The organism is Nocardia cyriacigeorgica (assembly GCF_010858045.1).
In the GTDB taxonomy this organism is placed as follows: Bacteria; Actinomycetota; Actinomycetes; order Mycobacteriales; family Mycobacteriaceae; genus Nocardia; species Nocardia cyriacigeorgica_E.
Window position 1 is genome coordinate 1 of the sequence record NZ_JAAGVC010000286.1, and the last position, 299, is coordinate 299.

Below are 299 nucleotides of genomic sequence, written 5' to 3' on the forward strand. Positions count from 1 at the left end.
TCGCCGCGTTGCAGGACCCGTCCAAGGAGACCATGCCCAACCGGCAGCTGTTCCCGGTCCGCGTCGGCCTGCGGCTGGACGAGCCGACCCAGTCCACGATGGTCCACGGCCAAGGCAGCCGGGATCGGGGTGCGCTGTGCGACAAGATTTCCGAACTCACTCCCGGTGTCGGCTATGTCGGTGAAGACGGCACCACCGAGTTCGTTCGGGTCCGCGCCTTCTGGGTCTCCGATACCGACATCGACCGCATCGTCGGCACCTACGCACCCACTCAGCCCGACCTCGCCCCGAAAGGCGAC

1 pseudogene is annotated in these 299 nt (G+C 67.2%); it reads left to right on the forward strand.

The annotated features are described in order from the left end of the window. Positions 1-299 (forward strand): annotated as a pseudogene (locus GV790_RS29745) (FtsK/SpoIIIE domain-containing protein); the annotation flags it as partial.